Raw genomic sequence first — 19667 nt, forward strand, 5'->3', positions numbered from 1 at the left:
GGGACCTCCTGGAGGGGGTGGGATGGTGGACGCGGGAGGCGCGGACCGCCTCGTCGGGTCGCGTCAGCGGGCGGCGTCGGCGGTGAGTCGTCGCTCCAGCGCGTGCAGCATCTGCTCGGCGTTCTCGCGCAGGGCGGTGGCGGCGACGGGGTTGAGCATGTCGGCGAGCAGCGGGATCCCTATCTCGAACTCGACGGTCAGGGAGACGTGGCTGCCGCCGTCGTCGGAGGGCCGCACGGCCCAGTGACCCACGAAGTGCGCCAGGTCGCCGCTGACCTGGTGGAAGTCGAAGCGCCGGGCGACGTGGTCGAGGCGCTCGGCCTCCACCCACTCCAGGACCGAGCCCTTGAGGTGGACGGACCAGGCCGTCGTGCGCTCGTCCTCGCCGGAGCGGTCGACGATCGTGACGGACTGGACGCTGTCCATGCAGGAGGCGTAGCTCTCGACGTCGATGACGGCGTGCCAGCTGTCCTCGGGGCGGGCGGCGATGGGGATCTCGACCTGGACGAGGGGCATGGTGGTTCTCCTTCGAATGCGGAATGCGGAATGCGAATGCTGATGCGGACGAGGAGCCCGTACGGGGCTCGTCGGTGATGTTCGGGAAGATCCCGGGAACCCGGCAGAGCCGGAGCCGGAGCCGGGACGGGCTCCGGGCGGGCGCGTGGCCCGTCAGGACTTGGGCGCCAGGGCCTGCTCGCGGGCGGCCTCCAGGGCCGGCGGCAGCAGGAGGCGCAGGACCGTACGGGGCAGCCGTCCGGTGTGGGTGAGCGCGTACGACTGCTCGACCAGCTCGCAGCCGAACTCGCGCTTGGGCTCGTACGCGGTCTGCGCGAAGCGGATGTGGCGGCAGCCCCGGCCGATGGCCAGCTCGATCGCCGCGTAGTGGAGGTTGTGGTAGAGCCGCGCCCGGTGGGCCAGCCCGTAGTCCAGGCCGATCCGGGCACCGACCGCGCCGGTGCCGCGGAACAGGCAGTGCAGGTAGCCCACGAGGCGGTCGCCCTCGAAGCAGGCGACCAGCCGCTGATCGGTGACCTCCCGCTCGCCGTCGCCGGTGTCGGCGCCGTCGGCCAGGGCCCGTACGAAGTCCTCGTCGAGCACGTCGAGGGTCTGGTCGGCACGGTCCATGACCTGCCGGTACAGCCCCATCATCTCGGGGACGAGGTGCCCGAACCCGTCGAGGACCTCCATCCGCAGGTCCTCCTGCTGCCGGAACTTCCGTATCTTGTTCCGGGCGTTACGCCGCGGCTTGGCCGGCAGCGACGCCAGGAAGCTCTCGAAGTCCGCGTGTCCCAGGTTCAGTTGGGTGTCCGGCAGGGAGGCGACGGTGAAGAAGCCGGCAGCCTCCAGGGCCGGTCGCAGCACGTCGAGGTCATGCGGGGCGAAGTCCTTGAAGACGACGGTGCCCAGGCGGTGGTCGCGGGCGAAGTCCATGACCTCCCGCACCAGAAGCCGGGCCGCCGGCGCCGGGAGCGGGCTTCGGCCCATCACGTGGCCCTGCCCGAGGAAGTTGCCGCAGAACAGCATCGGCACCCGCAGGAGCCGTGGGAAGACCCGAGCCACCGGTGCCATCAGGCGGCGTTCGCGCGGCCCCACGACCCGGTCGAGCCGCAGGCCGCGTACGGCGCTGAGCGGCAGGACCGCGACCGGCAGGCCGTCCCGGCGCACGAGCAGGTAGGCGTACGCGTCCGGGCCGATCTCGGCGCGCTGCATGGCGGCGAACACGTCCCGGCCCCACATCGGGTCGTCGGCCGGGGCCAGTTCGTCCCACACCTGCCGGGGCACGTCCTCGGCGCGGTCCAGCCGCTCCACCGTGTAGGCCGCTTCCCGCCCGGGCGGTACGGCCGCCCCGACCGCCCCGCCCCGGCCGGCCGGGGCGGCCCCGCCGTCAGCCGACACGGAGCGGCCCGCCGTCGAGCGCCGCGCACAGCGGCTCGGCCATCCGGGCCCGGGCCGGCGGGTGGAAGTTCAGGCCCGCGGCCGCCGAGGCCAGGTAGGTGCCCTCGTCGGAGCCGATGAACGACATGCCGCCCAGCGCCTCCAGGGCCGCCGCCGTGGTCCGGGCGATGGCGTCCTGGGCCGCGTACCGCGCGGTGAGCGCGGCGACCAGCAGGGGTTCGCCCCACTCCGGGGATTCCCCCATGGTCCGGGCGACGGCCTCGACGGCGAGCATCGCCGCGTCGACCTCGGTCACCAGCGCCGCCCGCACCGCGGCGGGGGCGCGCCCGTGCAGGGTGACGCGCTCCACCAGGGCGCTCGCCGTGCCCAGGTAGCCGGCGGTCATCAGCAGTTCGAACCAGAGGAAGCCCGCCACGTTCAGGGAATCCAGCACGGAATCGGCGGTGACCTCGGTCAGTACGACCATCTGCGGGTCGAGGGCGACGTCCTCCAGGACGACCTCGTCGCTCTCCGCGCCGGCCAGCACCGTGCTCTGCCAGAAGGGACGGACCGAGACGCCCGGCGTGTCGGCGGGGACGATGGCGACCGCGAGCCGTTCGGTGCCGTCCTCGTCCGCCATCACCACCGAAGCCGTCAGCAGGTCCATCGAACGGGCCAGGCTGCAGGGCTTCTTGCTGCCGTTCAGCACCACCTCGCCGCCACGGCGCTCGGCCCGGATGCCGGGCCGCAGGATGGACTGGCCCGTCACGCCCTCCGAGAAACCGGACGCCAGCAGCATGCGCTTGCCGACGATGGCCTCCAGGAGCATCCATTCGAAACCGGCGCCGTTCTTCGCGGCCTCCACCAGGCTCGCCACGGAGAAGTGGTGCATCGTCGTGGCGACGGCGAGCGACGGGCAGCGGGCGCCGACCGCGCGCTGCAGGCGCACGGCCTGGAGGGGGTCCGCGCCGATCCCGGTGTTCTGCCGGGGTACCAGCAGGGCCGCGCCGCCCGCCTCGCGGAACGCGGCGATGGCCGGGCTGCCCGGCCGCTCCAGCTCGGCCAGCGGATGACGGGCCAGCTCGGCGTCGAGGCCGGGGAGCAGCGCTTCGAGCACCGCCCGTTCGGTGTCCAGAAAGGCCATGGGTCAGTCCTTCGTCGTCGTGGCGCCGGCCGTGGCCCGCGTACGGGTCGTTCCGGCTGCGTCGGTGGTGGTCAGGGGCAGGTCCTCGTACATGCGGAGGCTGAAGGACTCGCGCCGTACCGGCGTCCCCGCCAGGGCGAGGCCGGGGAACCGGGCGAAGAGCCGGCGGACGGCGATGGAACCCTCCAGCCGGGCCAGGGCCGCACCGAGGCAGTAGTGCGGGCCGGCGCTGAAGCTCATGACCCTGCTCCCGGACCGCCGTACGTCGAACCGGTGCGGGTCGGGGAACTGGGCCGGATCCCGGTTGGCGGCGGCGAGCACCGTGGTGACGTTGGCCCCTGCGGGCACGGTGACCCCGCGGATCTCGGTCGCCACGGAGGCGATCCGCTCGGTCATCTGGACGGGCGTGTCCCAGCGCAGCGCCTCGTCCACGGCCTGGGCCGCGAGTTCCGGATCGGCGTCCAGGGCGGCCCGCTGACCGGGATGGGTCAGCAGGGCGTGGGTGACGATGCCCAGCATGGCGGCGGTCGTCTCGAACCCGGCGACGAAGGTGAGGATCAGGGTGTCGACCACCTCCTTCCTGGTGAGCCGCTCCTGTCCCTCTCCGGTCTCCAGCAGCACGGTGGCGAGGTCCTCGCGGGGCTCGGCCGCCCGGCGCTGCAGCAAGTCCTCGAAGTACACGCGCAGTTCGGTCACCGCCGCATCGGCGCGGGCCCAGTCCTCCTCGGTGCGGACCGGCTCCAGCAGCCGGCTGGCGTCACCGCCCAGGCGCTGGAAGCGGAGCCGGTCCTCGGCCGGGACGCCGATCAGCTCGCCGACGACCGCCACGGGCAGCGGATAGCCCACCAGTTCCTGGAAGTTGGCCGCACCGCCGTCCGCCGTGGCCTCGGCGAAGGCGTCGAGCAGGGAGTCGGTGAGCTCCTCGACGGCGCCGCTGAGGGCGGCGACGCGCCGCGGGGTGAACCCCGCACCGATCAGCCGGCGCAGCCGGGTGTGGTCGGGCTGGTTCGCACGGAGCATCGAGGCGTAGAAGAAGTCGGCGGCGGGGTGCTCGCGCCAGTCCGGCAGGTTGTCCTCGCACCAGCTCAGGTCGGGCGTACGGAACGAGGAATCGGTCAGGACCGCCTGGCAGTCCGCGTACGTCGTCAGGAAGTAGGTGTCGAGGTCCTTGTCGTAGTAGACCGGAAAGTTCTCGCGGAGCGTTTCCAGCGCGAGGAACGGGTTTTCCCGGCCTTCCGGTGTGAAAAGGGAGAAGAGCAGGGCCTGGGGGTCCAAAGGGGGGTCCTCAGCAGATCGGCGTGCGGCCCCGGGATGCCGCGGAGTGCCCGGGCCGCCCCCCGGCAGGGACGTCCGGAGGGGGAGAGGACATCCGTGCGGGGGGCGGTGACAAGAGCCTGTCACCGCCCTGCTCGCGCGGCCTCAACAGCGCATCAACGGAACGTCAACCGGACCGCGCACCCCCCGTGGCGGGGAAGGCCCGGGCCGTCCCCGAGGGGAAGGACCGGGCCGCCGCGTCATCCGCCGCCGAGCCTGGCCTCGACATCCGCCGCGTCCGGCATGCGCAGTTCACGGAAGAGCTGCAACGCCTGGCGGTGGTAGTACCCCGCCTGGCCCGGCCGGCCCAGGGCGCCGACCGCGTCACCGAGTTGCACGAGCGCCCGCCCGAGCAGGTACGTGTCCCCGTGCAGGGTGGCGACGTCCCGGGCCTCCGTGGCGTGGGCCACGGCTTCCTCGTGGCGGCCCAGCAGGTTCAGCGCCTCGGCGATCCCGCCCAGCACCAGCGCCTCCCGGAACGCCGAGCCCGTCGTCCGCCACAGCCGCAGACTGGTGCGCATGCAGGCCAGGGCCTCCTGCCGCTGCCCCGTGTACAGCAGGACCTGCCCGAGGGCGCGCAGCGCGTTCGCCTCACCGGGCCCGTCCCCGCAGGACCGCGCCAGCTCGACGGCGGTACGGGCCGACCGTACGGCTTCCCCCGCGTTTCCCGTCGCCAGCTGCGCCAGGCACAGGAAGCCGAGGGTGACGGACTCGCAGGCGGGGCTGCGCGGCTCCAGGCTGAGCGGCAGCGCCTCCGTGAGGTGGCGCACCGCGGTGGGGAAGTCCCGCCCGGCCAGGGCGCACCCGCCGAGGGCGTTCAGCGCGTGCGCGAGCAGCGGCCACCGCTCCTCGCGGCGGAAGACGTCGGCCGCCTCCCGCAGGTGGGGCAGCGCACGGCCCATGTCGAACCGGATCGCGAAGGAACCGCCCAGCATGAAGTGCGCGATGCCGCCGGCGACCGCGTCGGCCGCCCCGCGCGCCGCCGCCAGGACGGCCCGGGCGGCACGCTCCAGGTTCCGCGTACCGGTGCTGTCGCGCCCCAGCGGATCGGTGGCCAGCAGCAGGCGCGCGCAGACGGCCGCCGGGACCTCGGCGAAACCGGCGGCCTGTTCGACGAGGGCCAGCAGGTGCTGCCGTTCGTCGAACAGCCAGGTGGTGGCCTCCGCCGGGCCGGTGAAGGCGCGGGCGGGGTGCGCGCCGGAGCCGGGCCGTCCCGCCGGAGCCCGCACCTCCGCGGCCGGTATCTCGTCGGCGGGGAAGGGGTCCCCCACGGTCGAGGCCCAGTAGGCGTCCCGGGCGACGTCGGTGTAGGTGCTCAGCAGCCGCAGCATCGCGCCCCCGCGTTCCGCCGCGGGCAGCTCCTCGGCCCCGGACGTCCGGGCGAACAGCCGCAGCAGGTCGTGGTAGCGGTAGCGGCCCGGCGCCGGCGACTGGAGCAGGCTGGCGTCGACGAGGTCCTCGCACAGCACTTCCGCCTCCTCCCGGGTCCGGTCCAGCAGGGCGGCGGAGCTCAGCCCGCCCAGCTCCGGGACGTCGGGCAGGGCCAGCAGCCGGAACGCCCGCAGCTGTTCCGGACCCAGGCGTGCCGTTCCCAGCCGGAAGGTGGCGTCCACCGCGCCGCCGTCCCCGCTGAGCTCCGTCACCCGCCGCCGCTCGTCCGCGAGCCGCTCGGCCGTCTCCGCGACCGACAGGGCCGGTGAGGCGGCCATCCGGGCGGCGACGACCCGCAGGGCGAGCGGGAGCCGTCCGCAGTCGGCCACCAGCGCCCGGGCCGCCGCTTCCTCCCGTCGCACGCGCTCCTCCCCGACGAGCCGGACCAGCAGGTCCAGCGCCACGCCGTCCGTCAGTTCCTCCAGGTGCACCAGTGCCGCTCCGGCCAGGCTGCCGAGGCCGGTGAGCCAGTTCCTGCTGGTCACGAGGAGGCCGCAGCCCGGTGAGGTCGGCATCAGATCGCGTACCTGGCGCAGGTCGTGGGCGTTGTCGAGGACGAGGAGCACGCGCCGCCCGGCGAGGAGCGAGCGGTGGAGCGCGACCCGCTCGGCGGTCTCGGCCGGAAGCTGCGCCGGTGTCACCCCGAGGGCCCGCAGCAGGTCACCCAGGACCTGGTGGGGATCGGCCGGCCGGGCGTCCATCCCGCACAGGTCGACGAAGAACACCCCGTCGGGGAAGCTCGCGGCCGCCTCGTGCGCGACCCGCACCGCCACCGCCGTCTTGCCGACTCCGCCCATCCCGCTGACCGCGCCGACGGCCGCCACCGAGCCGCTCTCCAGGACCTGCCGCAGACGTACGACCTCCGCGTCGCGGCCGACGAGGTCCGCCGGGTCGGGCGGGAGGCTCAGCATCGGCGACATCAGGGCCGTGGGGGCGGGTGCGGGGGCGGGCGGGGCGGCCGCCGCCGGCGCGGTCGTACCGGGTGCCGCGGAACGGAGCGGCCCCGAAGTCCGTGCCGGGGCGCCGCCCGGGGGAGGGGACTGCGGGCTCCCGGGGCCGTTCGCCGCCGCGGGCCCGTCCGCCTCGGGAGCGCCGGGACCGGCAAGGATGCGCAGCCGGATCCGGTCGAGGCCCGTACCGGACCCCGGCCCGTCCGCGCCGCGCAGGGCTTCCCGGGCCCGGGCGTACACGTCCAGGGCCTCGGTCTGACGGCCCGTCTCGTACAGCGCCGTCATCAGGAGTTCCTGGAGCCGCACGCGCCCCGGATGGGACCGGGCCGGCCCGCGCAGCTCCTCCACTGCCCGCGCGTGGCCGCCGAGCAGCAGCGCCACCTCCCACCGCGCCTCCAGCACCGCTAGCCGCCGCTCGCGCAGCGCGGAACGCTGGGCGGCGGCGAACGGACCGGGCACCCCCGGCAGGGGTTCGTCCCCGTCCCAGAGGTCCAGCGCGGAGTCGTACAGCGCGAGCGCGTCACCGGTCCGCCCGGCGAGCACCGCCCGGGCCGCGCTGCCCGCCCGCCGGTCGAAGACGGTCAGGTCCAGGGCGTCCGGCAGCAGGTGCAGGGCGTAGCCGTTCGGCCGGGACACCAGCACCCGGGCCGGGGTGCGGGGCGCCCGTCCGGGTTCGATCACGCGGCGCAGCGCGGCCACGTGGCCGCGCAGGGCCCCGGACGCACCGCCGGGTGCCGCGTCGCCCCAGACGGCGTCGATGAGGGCCTGCGTGCTGCCCCTGCGGCCGTGACGGAGCAACAGGGTGGCGAGCAGGGCTGCGGCCAGGGGTGGACGTACGTCGGTCCCGCCCGCCCCGGTGTGCACGCGCAGCGGGCCGAGCACCCGGAAGGACAGGGCGGGCGGTGGAGCGTCCAGGGCGTGGATGGCGGGGGAGGGGGAGGGGCGGTGGGCGGGTGGCACGGGGAGGTTCTCCAACGGGTTCACGGGCGGGAACGAACGCCGACGCAACGGCGGCCGGGGCGTGTGGGCCCCGGCGACGCGGCCGGACAGGGGTGAGGCGCCCACGCGGGCGCCGCGCGCGGAACAAGGCCGCGAGTGGGGAGGGGGTACGGGCCGGGCGGGGCGCGGGGAGGAGGTGGGGGCGGTACCGGGGCGCCGGACGGGGTCTCGCCGAGGGCAGGTGCCGGGGGTCGGGGGCCGGGGCGTCGGGGCGTCGGGCCGCGCACCGTGGTGCCGCCGCGGCCCCCGCCCCCGCACCCGTCAGGAGGCCAGGCCCTCGCGCGCCCCGCGAGCGGGCCGCAGCGGGCCGCCGCCGAGCCGGAGATCCGTGCCGCCGGGAGCGAAGAGGACCGGCGCGGGCCGGTCCCGGTCCGCCCGGGGCGCCAGTTCGTCCTGCTGGACCGAGACGGCGAACTCCCGCAGGAGGCCGTGCACGTGGTAGCGGTCGGGCCGTTCCGACTCCAGCCAACTGCGGTCCACGAGTTCCTCGCACAGGGCGCGCGCCTCGCCCGACGGCAGCCCCAGGGCCAGGGCCACCGCGGTCGGCCCGAACCGCCCGTCCGGCTCCCGCAGCAGCGCCACCCGGGCGAACGCCGCCCGCAGGGAGGCCGGCAGGTACCCGTACTCCCGCTGGAACGCCTCCCGTACGGACAGGTCCGCGATGGCGAGCGCGGCCAGCCGGTGACGGCCGCGCAGGGCCCCCACCACCGAGGCGATCGCCCAGGCCGGACGCGTGGCGAGCCGCATCGCCACGATCCGCAGGGCCAGGGGCAGCCCGCCGCACAGATCGGCGAGCTCGGCGCAGGCCTGCGGTTCCGCCGCGACGCGCTGCGCGCCGATCGCCGTCTCCAGCCATGTCAGGGCCTCGGCGCGGGAGAGCACGCCCAGGTGGGTGTGGTGGGCTCCCGCGAGACCGGAGAGCCGCGCGGTCGTGGTGATGAGTGCGGCGCAGCCCGGGCCGCCCGGCAACAGGGCCCCGACGGAAGCCGGTTCCGCGACGTTGTCGAGGACCACCAGGACGCGGCGCTCGGCGAGCTCCGAGCGGTACAGCGCGGCCCGGTCGGCCTGCTGCTCGGGGACCGGCGCACCGGGCCCGCCGAGCGCGCGGAGGAAGGACTCCAGGACCACCGCCGGGTCGATCGGTGTGCCGTCGGCGGCGCGCAGGTCGGCGTACAGCTGCCCGTCGGGGAACTCGGCGCGCACCCGGTGCGCGGCGTGCACGGCCAGTGCGCTCTTGCCCGTGCCGGTCGAGCCGGACACGACGACGACCGGAGCCGGACGGGCCGCTGCCGGGGACCGCAGGCCGTCCGGGGTCCGGGCTCCCGAGCCGGTCAGCTCGGCGGCCACCTGCGCCAGCGCCTCTTCCCGGCCGGTGAAGTCGGCCAGATCGCGCGGAACTTGGGCAGGCCGCCGGAATGCGTCCGCCCCGGGCTCCGGCCCGGACCGTACGGCGGCGGCCCCGGCGGCGGGCACCTCCCGCGGCGCCCCGTCCGCCGCCGTCACCCCTGCCGTCCCCGCCGCGGGGTGACGTCCGGTGGCGCCCCCGCCCGCCGGGTCCGCCCCGCCCGGCCCGCTGGTGATGCCCTCGGCCATCGTGGCCATCTCGCGCCCCGGGTCGATCCCGAACTCCGCCGCGAGGAGCCGCCGGGTCCGCTCGTGGACGGCGAGCGCCTCCGCGCCCTGTCCGCTCAGCACGTACGCCCGCATCAGCAGGGCGCCCAGCCGCTCGCGCAGGGGATGGCGCTCCGTCAGCTCGCGCAACTCCGGCACCACGCTGACGTGTTCTCCGAGTTCCACGTCCAGCGAGAGGCGGGTCTCCAGGGCGGCGAGCCGCTGTCCGGCCAGCCTGTTGCGCTCCGCCTCGACACCGGGCCCGCCCAGCCCCGCGAGGGGTTCGTCCCCCCACAGGGCGAGCGCGGTGCGCAACAGGGCCCGCGCCTCCTCGGGGCGCCGCGCCGCACGGGCGAGGTCGGCGGCGGCCACGTCCCGCCGGAACAGCCCGAAGTCCACCGCTTCGGCCGGTACCCGCAGGGCGTAGGCCCCGTGCTCGGAGACCAGTACCCGCGTCCCGTCGCCTTCGCCGTCCGGCGCCTCGATCTCCTTGCGCAGCCGCGAGACGTACGTGCGCAGCGACCCCACGGCGCGGGCGGGCGCCCGGTCACCCCAGATGTCCGCCACCAGCGCGTCGACCGGCACGGGCCGGCCCTCCCGCAGCAACAACAGGGCCAGCAGCGTCCGTTGCTGGCGCGACCCCAGTTCCAGTTCGCGCGGGCCGCGCCAGGCCCGCAGGTGGCCCAGCAGGGCGAATCGCAGGGTTATCGCCTCGGTGGTCATGTCATGCCCCCATGTTCCGTACTGTCCGGCCCGGCGCCGCCGGTCCTCCTCCTGTGCCCCACCGGGAAGGAGTGCCAAGTGCCGCGGGAGGTCGACCCGCCGAACACCCGGTGTGCTACGCCGATTTCGGCCGGGGACATCACCCCGGCCGCGCGAAAGCCCACCTGAACAGCAGTTTCTCTCATGGCCGGGAAACGGAGGGCCTTGTTCGGCCACCGGCGCGTCGCCCGGACGCGACCGCGGGCGGGCAGCAGGACGCCCGCCCGCAGGAGCACGGGCGGGGCGGCCGCACTCCCGCCGGGCCCGCGCAGGCGTTCCGCGACGGTAGCGGTGCCGGGCGGACGTGGCCGCCGCGCCGCGCCGCCGGGATGCGGAGTCGGCCGGATTCTTGCCTCCCGCCGCACGGTTACCGAGAGTACGCACCGTCAGGGGTGTGAGCCGGGTGACCGGTCGAGCCCGGTGCGTGACAGGACGGCCCGCCCTCCGCCCGCGCGAGGGCCGGCACGATCCGGAAGAGACGGCCTACGCGGCCAGCCGTGCCCCGGCAGCCGCCCGTACCTCGGGCGTCTCCATCGGGTCGTCGCGCAACCCCCTGATCCGCCGCAGGGCCTGGGGCCGGTCCGGTGCCGAGGCGATGCCCAGCAGCCGTGCCCGCTCCTCGCAGTCCCAGAGCGACTCCGTGTACGCGTCGTCCAAGCCGGACGGGTCGATCGCGGCGAGCGCTTCCAGGTAGTCGGCGCGCTCGTACGAGTGCGGGGTGCTGCGCCAAAAGCGCCACAGGACGGGCGCCGCGGCCGCCGCTCGGGGTCCGAAACGGGCCAGTCGCCCGGCCGTCGTGTCGGGGCCGCACCAGGCGCGTGCCTCCCACTGTCCGGCGAGTTCGGCCACGAGCCCCGGCAGCGCTTCGGGCCCGGGGTGGTCGGCCAGGACGTCCGCCCCCAGCCGGGCCAGCCACGGTCGCCCGTCCTCGGCCCACCCGCGCGCCGCCGGCACGGCGAGGGCTCCGAGGCGGTCGACCGCCCGTCGGAGCAGCGGCAGGGGCCGGCGGCCGTCCGGGGTTCCCAGCGAGGGCACGAGCGGGATCAGCGCCTCGGCCGGCTCCCGCCCGGCCAGCGCCCGCAGTGCGTCGATCCTCGTGTCGGACTCCGTGCGGTCGGCGGCCAGCAGGGCGAGCAACTCCTCGTCATCCAGCTCTCCGAGGGACGGCCGGGGAGGGAACCGGCGGTCCGGCACCTCGATCCCGAACCGGCTCCACGGCTCGCCGGGCCACGGAAGGTCCTCCTCCGCGCCGATCCGGGCGCGCGCCACGTCGCCGAGGTCCTCCCACCACTCGGTCGGCCAGCCCTCCGCGACCGACTCCAGTACGGAGACCCAGTGCTCGCCCTCCCGTATGTACGCCCGAAGCGCCTCCCGGGCCTCCTCCGAACCGGCGAGGCCGAGCGGTTCCAGTACGTCGGCGGCCCGCAAGCAGGCCTCCTCGTCCCCCGCCAACTGGTCGATCAGCGGCGTCGGCGACAGCTCCAGGTCCCTGATCAGCCGCGCCTGGTAGAGGTAGCGGGTGTCGGTCTGGCCGTCCCACTTCCAGTCCCGGCGGATCCCGTCGTACACGAACGGAGCGGCGGCCGCCGGATCGTGCCGTGCGAGCTCCGCGCCCAGCCCCCGGCCGCGCTGCAGCAGCCCCTCCAGGGTGTCGTGGCGGGCATAAGGCAAGGTGGGGGACGTCTCGTCGTGATGGCTCATCGACCACACCCTGCCTGGCCGGGGGCCCGGTTGCCATGCGTTATCGGCGGGCCCGCCGCCGTGCGGGCGGTCAGGCGGGGATGTCCACCACGCCGACCGGGGCCGTGGTGGGGCCGGTGGACCCGGCGGCCGACTCGACGGTGACGCCGACGGCCGTCGCCTGTTCGACCGGCCCGTCCAGGAGCTGGATGTGCCAGTTGCCGCCGCCCGCCAGGGTGCCGGCCGAACGGGTGGTGCCGTCGTCGTCGTACCAGAGCGCGTACACCTGGTCGGCGGGGAGCTTCGGCAGACCGGTCGCGATGAACGCGGCCCGGCTCTGGCTGCGGGAGACGATGACGCAGCCGGTGGCTCCGTCCTCGAACCGCGCGGCGCTGACCCGGGCGTCCGGAGCCGCGAGTACCTCCGCCAGCTCCTGGGCGGGGCCCGCGGGACGCGCCGCGGTCAGCCCGGCGCGGGCCTCCTCGGCCTCCTGGTGCTGCCACAGGGCGATGCCGCCGAAGGCCGCCGCGACGGCGGCGCAGGCGGCCAGGGCCCACCGCAGGCGCCGTACGCGGCCGGCCCGGCTCCCGGGAGCGGCGGCCCGGCCCCCGGGCGCGCCCGGGGCGTGGGACGGGGCGGTGAACGGGACGGGACCGGGGGAGCCGGACGGGTCCGCGCCCTCCTGCGGCGTACCGGCGATCCGCTCCAGCACCACGGCCCGCAGCTCCGCCGGCGGCGACACCGGAGGGGAGGCGCACAGGCCCGCGACGACGGGCGCGAGCGCGGCGGCCTCGCGGCGGCAGGACACACAGCCGGCCAGGTGCCGGGCGAAGGCGGCCTCCTCGTCGGGCGGCATCGCGTGCAGCAGGTACGCCCCGAGCGACGCGTGGGGGTCGGGCGCGATGCTCATCGGGACGCCTCCAGACAGTCACGCAAGCGGTGCAGTCCGTCGCGGAGCCGGGATTTGACCGTCCCCTCGGGCGCCTCCAGCGAGCGGGCCACCTCCCGGTAGGTCATCCCCTCGTAGAAGGCCATCCGTACGGCCTCCCGCTGGGGCCCGCTCAGCCCGTCCAGGCAGCGCCGCACCCGGGCGTACTCGTCACGCCCCTCGACCTCGTCCGCGACCTCGTCGAAGGGCGGCGTCAGGTCGAGCAGGGCCGCCTTCTCCTCACGAACGCCGCGCGCCTCCGCCGAACGCACGCGGTCCACGGCCCGCCGGTGGGCCAGCACCAGTACCCAGGCCTTCGCGGTCCCGATCTCGGGGCGGAACCGGGCGGCTGTGCGCCACACCTCGACCATCACCTCCTGGGTTACCTCCGCTGCCTGGTCCTCGTCCCGCAGGACCCGGCACACCACCCCCGTCACCGGGGCGACCAGCGCGTCGTAGAAGGGGGCGAAGGCCTCCGCGTCGCCCTGGGCGACCCGCAGCAGCAGCGCGTCCGGCCCGTCCACGGGGTCGGCGCCCGCGCCGTCCGCGCTCACCGCCCTGTCCGTGCTGTCTGCCGTGCTGTCCGCCATCTAAGGTCCCGTGCTCCTCGGGTGCGTGGGGTTCCGATCCCATCACCGCTCGGGACCGGGCGCATCCGGAGGACGGGTCCCACGCGGGCGAGGGCCCGCGGTGCGGGCCCTCGCCTACCGTGCGTCCTGCGGGTGGAAACAGCCGCTACCAGCGGTGCTTGTACGAGCAGTCCCAGTGGCCCTTGACCCACTGCTTGTCCCACTGGCCGGGAACGTACACCCACTTCCAGTGGCCCTGGTTGCCCCGCTTGGAGTCGTCGTGGCCGCCGTTGCGGTCACGGTCCCTGTCGCCGTTCCCGTTCCCGCGCTCGTCCCAGCGGTTGTCCCAGCGGTTGTCCCAGTGCTTCTTGACCCACCGCTTCTCCCAGTGGCCCTTGACCCACCGCTTCTCCCAGTGACCCTTCTTCCAGACGCACCGCTTGTCGTGGTCGCTGGTGACGGACGTGGAAACGACCTGGGTGGCGGCCGGGGCCGCCATCGCGGGGGCCGCGGCTCCGAGCGCCGCCCCGCCGACGAGGATGCCGGTCGAGGCGACGGCCACCGCCATGTGTCTGACACGGATGGGAACGGACATGGATCCCACCTCCTCGCCCCCACCGAAGTGAGAGCACCGACTGATCTGACACAAGTAATACGAGGCTGCCGATGGGGGTGGATGGGATGGTTCGTCCCCTTTTTTGAGGCGTCCGGCGTACCTGTCGCACAGGACGCCGGGCGACCCGGCAGAACCGGCGTCCCCGGCCGCTGCGACTACGGACGCTGCGACCACGGCCGGCGCGGGGAGGGCCGTGCGGGCGGGAGCGCCCGGTGCACCGTCCGTAGCACGACCGAACGCGGAGGCTGCCAGACGCCGCGGTCCTCGAACGGCCAGGCATAGACCGGGGCTCCGTCGCGGACGCAGCCGAGCAGGTCCGGCGCCGCGAGTTCGTGAGCCGACCACGCGTAGAGCTGTTGCAGTCGCGGGACGATCACCCCGAAATCGAGGAGGCGGCCGAACCCGGTCTCCGCGTCGAGATAGGTCCGCACCGGGTCGCGGAGCGGGTACTCGTCGGGGAGCACGCGCGACAGCTGCAGGAAGATGCCGGTCATGCCCAGCCTCGGATCGCCGAGGAGAGGGGCGAGCGGACGCAGCGGGCCGAGGGAGAGCCGGGGAGCCACGACGAGGGCGTGGGCGTACAGAACGCGGACGAGGACGACGTTCATGAAGAACCGCTCGGTCTGGTTCTCCGCCTCCGCGAGGCCGCGGTTTTCCAGGTAGGCGGCGACCACGCTCCCGTTGTGCGCCCGGTACCAGGCCCGGGCGGTGGGGTGGCCGACGAAGTCCAGCCAGTGGTCGACCGTGCGCGAGGAGGGAGGCCCGGGAAGCCCGCCGCTCAGGCCCACCGCCTCGCAGCCGTCGCGGAGAACGCGTTCGTTCACCGCACGCCACCACGCACTGCCGGGCCGGCCGTCGGACGCCGGCCGCAGCACGCCCCGCCGAAGCTGCCAGCGCATGAACGACATCGCGGCCCGCCGGAACGGCAGGTGCCGCGGCGCCCTGCCGAACGGGCCGGAGTAGCAGCGCCCCATCAGGGCCATCCGCCCGGCCGGGTCGTCACGGACGGGTGCGACCTGTCGCGCCGCCCACGCCGCGGCCGTGACCTCGGACGTCATGCCCACAGGATGACACGACCCGGCCTACGAGGATCCGGCCCGCCGGTCCGGCAGGTACCAGCGGTACGGCGCGACGAGCGCGTCGATGCCGGCCGGCCCCCAGCTCCCGGGCGCGTACGGCTCCACCGCCGGCGGGGCGTCGAGCAGCGGGGCCGCCACCTCCCAGAGCCGTTCGATGCCGTCGGACCGCGTGAACAGGGACTGGTTGCCGCGCATGGCCTCCAGGAGCAGGTGCTCGTACCCCTCCAGGAAGTTCTCCGCGGCGAACGAGGTGCGGTAGTTGAACACCATGTCGCCGTCCGCCAGCCGCATCGACGGCCCCGGTTCCTTCACCAGGAAGCGGGCGGTGATGGAGCCGGGATCGTCGAAGTCGATGACGAGTGCGTTGCCCCGGCCGTCCGCGGCGGCGCGCGCGTCCAGCGGAAACATCCGCAGGACGGGCTCGCGCAGGCCGAGCGTGACCACGTGCCGGCCCTCGGCCAGGGCCTTGCCCGTGCGCAGGTGGAACGGCACCCCCGCCCAGCGCCAGTTGTCGATCTCTACCCGGACCGCCGCGAACGTCTCCGTGTCCGACGCCGGATCGACGCCCGGCTCGTCGCGGTAGCCGGTGTACTGGCCGCGGACGACGTGCGCGGGGTCCAGCGCGCGCATGCTGTGGAAGACCTTGACCTGCTCGTCGCGGACCGCGCCCGCCTCCAGGGCCACCGGCGGTTCCATGGCGACGAACCCGAGCAGCTGGAACAGGTGGGTGACGACCATGTCGCGGAAGGTTCCGGTGCCCTCGAAGAAGCGGGCGCGGCCCTGGATGTCGATGTGCTCGGGCACGTCGATCTGTACGTGGCTGATGTGCTCGCGGTTCCACAGCGGCTCGAAGAGCCCGTTGGCGAAGCGGAGCGCCAGGACGTTGTCGACGGCCTCCTTCCCGAGGAAGTGGTCGATCCGGAACACGCGTGACTCGTCGAAGACGGCGTGGATGGCGGCGTTGAGCTCCCGGGCGGACGCGAGGTCGGTACCGAAGGGTTTCTCGACGATGACCCGGCCGTCCCCGGCCAGCCCCGTCGCGCCGAGCAGGTCGATCATCGAGGTGAACGCGACGGGGGGCACGGCGAGGTGGAAGAGCCGGCGCGGCTTGCCCCCGAGGGCCGACTCGGCCTCGCGCACCGCCGTCATCAGCGGTTGAGCCGCACCCGTGTCGGCCGCGCCGAAGGACAGAGCGGCCGCGAATGCCTCCCAGGCCGGGCCCTCGGGCCGCGAGCGCCCGAATTCCGCCACGGCCTGCTGGGCGTGGGCCCGGAACTCCTGGTCGCTGAGCGCCTCCGCCGCCGGTGCGGTACCGACGATGCGGTAGCGCCGCGGCATCAGCCCGGCGCGGGCCAGGTGGAACAGCCCGGGCAGGAGCTTGCGCCGGGCCAGGTCGCCCGTCGCGCCGAACAGGACGATCACATGGTCGGCAGGGGGCTCGGAGGCCGCGGCGGCCTCGGGGGGCTGGGCGGGCTGGACCATCGGGCATCCTCACTCGTCCGCGCCTGAGCGCTGCACCGGCACGGCGCGGGGCCCCGTGCCGTCTCCGCCACCGGGGCGGCGGCCGTGCGTCCTCAGGCCCCACTCTGCGCGCCCCGCGACGATCCGGCACCCCGGGCCCGTCCGAACCGGTCCGGGCCGCGAGCGGGGTGCACCGGCCGGCCGCTCCGGGCTGCGATCCTGTCCACCATGGAGACGGACCCTGACGACGTCCTCGGCCGGCGCGTCGCGCCGGTGCCGGAGCCGCTGCGCGGTGACGAGGCGTTCACCGGCGCGTCGGGTCCGACGGACCCGTTCACGGTGCTGGACTTCTGGCGCTACGCGATGCCGGACCTGCGGACCAACACCACCCGGGGCCTGCTGGCGGAGTTCCTGGTTCACCGGGCGCTGGGCGCGCGGGTGCGGAACGGGGAGTGGGAGAGCTTCGACGTCCTGACCGACGACGGCCTGCGCGTGGAGGTGAAGGCCAGCGCGTACGTGCAGGTCTGGGATCAACGAGGCCCCTCCGCCATCCGGTTCACCCGGCTGCGCGGGCGGACCGGGACCGCGCGCGGCGGCGACGGGTCGGAGCCCACCTACAACGCCGACGTGTACGTGTTCGCCCTCCACACCGCCCCCGACCACGCCGCTTACGATCCGCTCGACCTGGGCCAGTGGTCCTTCTACGTCCTGCCCGGCCCCCGGGTGGAGGCGCTGGCCCAGACCAGCCTGGGCCTGGCCACGCTGAGCCGGCTCGCCGGACCCTCCGTCCCCTTCGACGCCCTCGCCGCGCGGGTGCGGTCCGCCGATCCGCGGCGTGCGGCGGGGGCCGCGCCGGGATCCGTACCGGCCGCCCGCGTTGCGGCGTCCGGACCCGCATCGTGGCGGGCCGCGTCCGCAGCCCCCGCGGATCACATCGGCGAGGGGTGACCGGCGGCTTCGTGGACGCGTGACCGGGTCAGCGCAGGCGAAGCCCGCCCGGCAGCTCCTCCTCGATGATCTCGACCAGCCAGTCGAAGGCGGTGGGGCCGCGTCCGGCACGCGCCTCCGCGAGCCTGACACCCACACCGGCCCTGTTCGTCGGATGGCACCGCGCGAGCACCAGTTCGAGCTGGCGGGCCGTCTCGGCGTGGCCGAGGTTCCGCCGGGACCTCTCGTGATCACGCCATTCGATCGCGAAGTCGCCGTCGTCCGGCGTTCCGAAGCCACCGCGGAGGCAGTCGGCGAAGGCGTCGAGGTTCCGGCCGAAGTAGCCACCGCAGCCGATGCTCTCGCCGGCGACCCGCCAGAAGTCTTCCAGCGTCCCGACCCGGCTCCCGTCCAGCACGTACGTCACCGTCACAGCCCGCAGACTACGTCCGGCCGGGCGGCCCGCCCACTGCTTTTTTCGCCCTCGCGGACCTCTGACCACCCGCACCCCCGCCCGTAGCCGCCCGCCCGTCGGGTGCGGTCTCGGCCAAGGCGTAGGGTGATCCGCGCAGCGGTACCGCAGTACCGCACGGCGAACAACACCAGGGGAGGGGACCCACCACGATGAAGCTCGGCGAAGCGCTGGCGGAGCGCGCGGAGGCGGCACGCCGCGTCGAACAGCTGCGGGCCCGCATCGTGGCCAACGCCCGCCACCAGGAGGGCGAGACCCCCGCCGAGGACCCGGCCGGGCTGCTCGCCGAGGTGACCGAGACCCTCGACGCCCTGGAGTCCCTGATCCGGCGCATCAACCGGACCAACGCCGCCGTCGACATGGGCGCCGACGGCACCCTCACCGACGCCCTCGCCCGCCGCGACACCCTGCGCCTGCGCCACTCCGTACTCACCTCGGCCGCCGACGCCGCCGCCGGCAGCGGGGAGCGCGGCCACGGCCGCCAACTGCGCTCCGAGCTGATGGTGCTCCCCGCGCTGCCGGTCGCCGAGCTGCGCACCCGCGCCGACGACGCCGCCCGGGAGATCCGCGAGATCGACGTACGCATCCAGCGCACCAACTGGGAGTCCGACCTCCTGGACTGAGACCCGCGATGTGGAGCAGGTAGTCGCTCCGGAGGCGTGCACGACCGAGGGCCGGCGGTTACCGGCCCGGCTGGCGCGTGGAGAGCAGCGCATCGGGTTCGACTCCCGAGACGACAGTGCCGCTCAGCAACGTGACGAGTCACAGTGCATCGCGCACCGTTATCACCATGTGCAGATCCGGTCGTGACGAGGGCGGGCTCGGGGCATCCGCATCGCAGGACGGCGCCCGGTCCGGGAGTTCACGCTCCCGGACCGGGCGCCGCGTCGTGTGACCGGCCTTCCACCGGGATGCCTGATCACGGGTGGGGCGTGGTGGTGAGGCGGTGCAGCGCGGCGTGGGCGGGCGGGCCCCAGGTGGGCTTGCCTCCGGGACGGCCCAGGACGCCGGCGTGTCCGATGTGGATGCCGGAGAGGGCGCGCAGTACCGCCCAGCCGCGGGCGCGACGCAGGGTCGCCGCGTCCGCGGCCGGGCGGTAGGTCTCGTGGAAGCGGACGCCGGCGCCGTCCGGCAGCAGGATCCAGGCGGCGGCGAGGTCGCAGGCCGGGTCGCCGGCGAAGAGGTCGCCGAAGTCGATCACGCCGGAGAAGGTGCCGTGCGTGGTCAGGATGTTGGCCGGATGCAGGTCGCCGTGCAGCCAGAGCCTCGGGCCCGCCCCGGGCGCGGCGGCGGCGTCTTCCCAGACCGCGCGGACGGCGTCGGGGTCGCGGATCAGCCCCAGTTAGGTCGCCGAGACGAGCCCTTGGGTGAAGCGTTCGGCGGTGGCGGCCAGCGGGCCACCGCGGTCCCGGCCCGTCGGGGCCCCCTCGGGGGCGGGGCGGTGGAGGGCGGTCAGGAAGCCGGCCAGGGTGACGGCGGCCTCCGCGGGCCGCGTCGCGGGGGGCACGGTCGGCGGGCTCGCCCGGGACCCAGGTGGTGACGAGCCAGGGCCGCGGGAACCGCTCGGAGGGCTCCCCGAGGCGCTGCGGGACGGGGACCGGGAGGGGCAGGTGCGGGGCGAGGAGGGGAACCCAGGCGTGTTCCTTGCACAGCAGCGCGTCCGAGGACCGCGTCGCCCAGGGCAACCGGACGGCCAAGTCGTCGCCGAGGCGCCACAGTTGGTTGTCCCAGCCGAGCGCTGCGAGCTGCAACGGGCGGTCCGCCAGGTCGGGGTGCTGCTCGCGCAGCAGATCCCGGACCACGTCCCCGGTGATGTCCCTCTCGGTGGTCGTCATGTGCGGCAACGGTA

Annotated in this window: 15 protein-coding genes and 1 pseudogene; 2 read left to right on the forward strand and 14 right to left on the reverse strand. The window is 75.1% G+C overall.

What is annotated here, in order from left to right; genetic code table 11:
• Positions 1-63: 63 nt before the first annotated feature.
• From AC07B0_RS03040 to zwf, 12 genes are all read right to left on the reverse strand, one after another.
• Positions 64-516: a type II toxin-antitoxin system RatA family toxin gene (locus AC07B0_RS03040; RefSeq protein ID WP_356871509.1), complete on the reverse strand. Its 453-nt coding sequence runs from the start codon at positions 514-516 to the stop codon at positions 64-66.
• 153 nt (positions 517-669) lie between these two features.
• On the reverse strand, positions 670-1896 hold the full coding sequence (locus AC07B0_RS03045; protein WP_469382032.1) for a GNAT family N-acetyltransferase: 1227 nt from the start codon (positions 1894-1896) through the stop codon (positions 670-672).
• On the reverse strand, positions 1886-3019 hold the full coding sequence (locus tag AC07B0_RS03050; RefSeq protein WP_469382033.1) for an acyl-CoA dehydrogenase family protein: 1134 nt from the start codon (positions 3017-3019) through the stop codon (positions 1886-1888). The genes AC07B0_RS03045 and AC07B0_RS03050 overlap by 11 nt, the downstream gene beginning before the upstream one ends.
• A 3-nt stretch (positions 3020-3022) precedes the next feature.
• The gene (locus tag AC07B0_RS03055) at positions 3023-4294 is read right to left on the reverse strand and encodes a cytochrome P450 (protein ID WP_469382034.1); all 1272 of its coding nucleotides are present in this window, start codon (positions 4292-4294) and stop codon (positions 3023-3025) included.
• Between the two features lie 239 nt (positions 4295-4533).
• Positions 4534-7698 carry an AfsR/SARP family transcriptional regulator gene (locus tag AC07B0_RS03060; RefSeq protein ID WP_478896411.1) on the reverse strand — a complete coding sequence of 1055 codons (3165 nt, stop codon included), beginning with the start codon at positions 7696-7698 and terminating at the stop codon, positions 4534-4536.
• A gap of 276 nt (positions 7699-7974) precedes the next feature.
• Positions 7975-10047, reverse strand: coding sequence for an AfsR/SARP family transcriptional regulator (locus AC07B0_RS03065; protein ID WP_478896413.1), 2073 nt, complete (start codon positions 10045-10047; stop codon positions 7975-7977).
• A gap of 522 nt (positions 10048-10569) precedes the next feature.
• Entirely contained in the window at positions 10570-11787 is a 1218-nt protein-coding gene (locus AC07B0_RS03070; protein WP_478896415.1) for a hypothetical protein, read from the reverse strand.
• A 70-nt stretch (positions 11788-11857) separates the two neighbouring features.
• Positions 11858-12676 (reverse strand): anti-sigma factor, encoded by an 819-nt coding sequence (locus AC07B0_RS03075; RefSeq protein ID WP_356871523.1) that lies wholly within the window; start codon positions 12674-12676, stop codon positions 11858-11860.
• Complete coding sequence (gene sigK, locus AC07B0_RS03080; protein ID WP_356871525.1) at positions 12673-13284, reverse strand: ECF RNA polymerase sigma factor SigK; 612 nt, start codon at positions 13282-13284, stop codon at positions 12673-12675. The genes AC07B0_RS03075 and sigK overlap by 4 nt, the downstream gene beginning before the upstream one ends.
• Before the next feature lie 145 nt (positions 13285-13429).
• Complete coding sequence (locus AC07B0_RS03085) at positions 13430-13858, reverse strand: hypothetical protein (protein ID WP_478896417.1); 429 nt, start codon at positions 13856-13858, stop codon at positions 13430-13432.
• A gap of 176 nt (positions 13859-14034) precedes the next feature.
• Entirely contained in the window at positions 14035-14937 is a 903-nt protein-coding gene (locus AC07B0_RS03090; RefSeq protein WP_478896419.1) for a hypothetical protein, read from the reverse strand.
• A gap of 24 nt (positions 14938-14961) precedes the next feature.
• Entirely contained in the window at positions 14962-16440 is a 1479-nt protein-coding gene (zwf, locus tag AC07B0_RS03095) for a glucose-6-phosphate dehydrogenase (RefSeq protein ID WP_356871531.1), read from the reverse strand.
• Positions 16441-16647: 207 nt separating this feature from the next.
• On the opposite strand from zwf, the gene AC07B0_RS03100 reads away from it, so the two are divergent.
• Positions 16648-17367, forward strand: a complete 720-nt coding sequence (locus AC07B0_RS03100; RefSeq protein WP_478896420.1) for a hypothetical protein — start codon at positions 16648-16650, stop codon at positions 17365-17367.
• Positions 17368-17395: 28 nt separating this feature from the next.
• Here the strand turns inward: AC07B0_RS03100 and AC07B0_RS03105 are convergent, their stop codons facing one another.
• A complete protein-coding gene (locus tag AC07B0_RS03105; RefSeq protein WP_356871535.1) occupies positions 17396-17779 on the reverse strand; it encodes a barstar family protein in 384 nt (127 codons plus the stop codon).
• A gap of 191 nt (positions 17780-17970) precedes the next feature.
• Here AC07B0_RS03105 and AC07B0_RS03110 point away from each other — a divergent pair, with 191 nt between their 5' ends.
• Complete coding sequence (locus AC07B0_RS03110; protein WP_478864843.1) at positions 17971-18441, forward strand: DIP1984 family protein; 471 nt, start codon at positions 17971-17973, stop codon at positions 18439-18441.
• Between the two features lie 296 nt (positions 18442-18737).
• On the opposite strand, the pseudogene AC07B0_RS03115 reads toward AC07B0_RS03110, so the two are convergent.
• Positions 18738-19653 (reverse strand): annotated as a pseudogene (locus tag AC07B0_RS03115) (phosphotransferase).
• Positions 19654-19667: the final 14 nt, after the last annotated feature.

It is taken from the genome of Streptomyces sp. NPDC044704, assembly GCF_056433525.1.